Origin of the sequence: Limnofasciculus baicalensis BBK-W-15 (assembly GCF_024178385.1) — a bacterium.
Lineage (GTDB): Bacteria > Cyanobacteriota > Cyanobacteriia > Cyanobacteriales > Coleofasciculaceae > Limnofasciculus > Limnofasciculus baicalensis.
In genome coordinates this window covers 1-2,706 of record NZ_JAMZMM010000571.1, presented here as the reverse complement: position 1 = coordinate 2,706, position 2,706 = coordinate 1, and the positions used below count along the sequence as shown (strand labels likewise).

At 41.7% G+C, this 2,706-nt stretch carries 1 protein-coding gene and 1 pseudogene; both read left to right on the top strand.

Annotated features, from left to right (window positions below; genetic code table 11):
* The first annotated feature begins 34 nt into the window (after positions 1-34).
* Positions 35-1,969: a signal recognition particle-docking protein FtsY gene (gene ftsY / locus NJ959_RS28235; RefSeq protein ID WP_254015085.1), complete on the top strand. Its 1,935-nt coding sequence runs from the start codon at positions 35-37 to the stop codon at positions 1,967-1,969.
* Between the two features lie 96 nt (positions 1,970-2,065).
* A pseudogene (locus tag NJ959_RS28230) lies at positions 2,066-2,706 on the top strand (Npun_R2821/Npun_R2822 family protein); the annotation flags it as partial.

The window sequence follows — 2,706 nt, the reverse complement described above, 5'->3', positions numbered from 1 at the left end:
ACTCCCCACTCCCCACTCCCCAAATTTAGGTTCAATGGTTTTTAATTGGTTTCGCCGTCAATTCGGCAATAAAGAAGAGTCAACAGAAGAAAATCTCCCCCAAACCCCGGCAGTTGAACCTGAAGAAAAGGTAACCGAGGAATCCAAGGAGGAGGAATCGACAACAGTTGCGGATGATTATCTGAGTTGGGCAAAAGCAGCCTACAAAAATATTCAGAAGCAACAGCAACCCTCTGAAGAAGCAACTCCAGAAGAGGGGACAGAATCTCCTGAAGTCTCAGCAGTACAAGAGTCAGAAGCTCAACCTGAGACAGAAGAAGCCTCAATCGCGGCAGGAGAAATATTAGTTGAGTCAGAGGCAATACCAAAAACTGAGACAGAATCAGAAGTAGTAGAAGTAACAGATGTTACCGAAGTAGTTACCGAAACCGAATCTGAAGCAGTAGAAAGCGCGATCGCAACGCCAGCCTTCGGCATCGCCACCCCTGCTTTGGGCATCCCATCTCCAGAAGTAGAAGCCTCGATAACTGATACCGAATCAGAAGTAGCCGAAGTAACACAACCGGAGATTGAAGTTACGGAAGTAGAATCTGAAGCAGTAGAAAGTGCGATCGCCACCCCTGCTTTGGGCATCCCATCTCCAGAAGTAGAAACCTCGATAACTGATACCGAATCAGAAGTAGCCGAAGTAACACAACCGGATATTGAAGTTACAGAGGAAATATTAGCAGTACCCTTATCAACAGAAGCAGAAACACAAACAGAAGTACCCGTTACCGAAATACCCGAATCGACAGTACCCATTTGGGCACGTAAAGCTGACAGAGAAGAAAGACTCAAACGCCTCGAAGCTACAGCCGTTGAAATCTCAACAACGGAACCAGTTAAAATAGCAGAGCAATCAGTAGCACCAGCGATAGAAATAACGGAAGATGAAGAAGAAGAGGATATTCCTGATGTTAATATTGATGAAGGATTTTTGTGGTCAGCTAAAGTATTAGCATCTCAAGGAAGAAATCCTGATGATGTTTCTGCTGAAGAAATTAATTGGTTAAAGCGACTGCGGGAGGGATTGGGCAAAACTCGTCGCGGTTTAGTTAATCAACTTAAGGGAATTGTAGGTCAAGGACCATTAAATAAAGCTGCCGTAATGGAAATTGAGGCACTGCTTTTGCAAGCAGATGTCGGCGTTGAGGCAACAGATTATATTATTAAGACCCTGGAAGCAAAAATTAGCGATGAAGTGCTACCATCAACACAGGCGATCGCGTATTTGAAGCAAATTCTGCGAGATTTATTGGATAAGCCTTGTGAGAAGTATTACACCTCTAACTTTTTCCCAGAAAAAAATACTCTGAATATCTGGTTAATGACGGGGGTAAATGGAGTTGGAAAAACTACAACTATTGGCAAATTGGCTCACCTGGCAAATAAATCTGGGTACAGTTGCTTAATTGGGGCTGCGGATACTTTCCGAGCTGCTGCTGTGGAGCAGGTGAGGGTTTGGGGGGAACGGAGCGGTACGGAAGTTATTGCTAATCCTGGTAAGAATACAGATCCGGCAGCGGTGGTATTTGATGCAATTGCGGCGGCACAGTCAAGAAATACTGAATTACTGCTAGTTGATACCGCAGGGCGATTACAAAATAAGAAAAACCTGATGGAGGAATTGGCAAAAATTCGCCGCATTGTGGATAAAAAGGCTCCCAATGCTAAGGTTGAATCTCTGTTAGTTTTGGATGCTACCTTGGGGCAAAATGGTTTGCGTCAGGCGGAAGTCTTTGCAGAAGCGGCAAAATTGAGTGGGGTGGTATTGACAAAATTGGACGGAACTGCTAAAGGAGGTGTTGCTTTGGCGGTGGTGCAGCAATTGGGTTTGCCAATTCGGTTTATTGGCGCTGGGGAAGGGATTGAGGATTTGCGCCCTTTTTCTAGTTATGAGTTTGTGGAAGCTTTGTTGAGTGGTTGATTGAGAAGTTCCCCTCTAGGGGCGCACTATTTCTATACCTTGTCACCTAGATTGGGATTAGTTACAATGTACTCTGAATGTTAAATTTTTAAAGAGATGAAAGGTATATACACTCTAGCCAATGATAGTGCCTACGATCAATTAATCGCTTTTATCAATAGTGTTAATATGAATCTTGGGGAGAATATACCGATATGTATTATCCCTTATAACGATAATATGGATAAAATTAAAGAAGCAATTATAAAGTATCCTAATGTAGGTATTTTTAACGATCGAGAAGCTCTCGATCAATGGGATCGTTTCACGTTTGATTGTTGGGAAGCTCATCCAAAAGAGAAACAATCAAGCTGGTTACGCCCTAGCTGGTATAAAACTAATGTTGCTCGGAAATTTGTTGCTTTTGATGGAGAATTTGAAGAATTTGTTTTTTTTGATTCTGATACTTTGGTTATGAAACCTGTTGATGATGTCTTTCAAAAATTAAAAAGCTATGACTTGGTTTTTGATGATTGGGAGCATATCAAAAGAGAGCCGTCAACAGAATTAGAGATCGATCTAGTTTCTCAGGATCAATCTATCTCAAAAGCAGAGATCTATCCCCTGCTACATTGTGATAGTTTTTGGGGATCTAAAAAAGGTATTTTTAGTTATAAAATTTTAGACAATTTAAGATTAGAATTAATTACTAAGAAAAAAATTGCATGGGTTAAAGATGGATCTTGGTGGTCTAGTTC

What these genes read in the sequence shown, in the direction of transcription:
- ftsY (WP_254015085.1), top strand. Translation starts at nt 35, where the DNA reads ATGGTTTTTAATTGGTTTCGCCGTCAATTCGGCAATAAAGAAGAGTCA.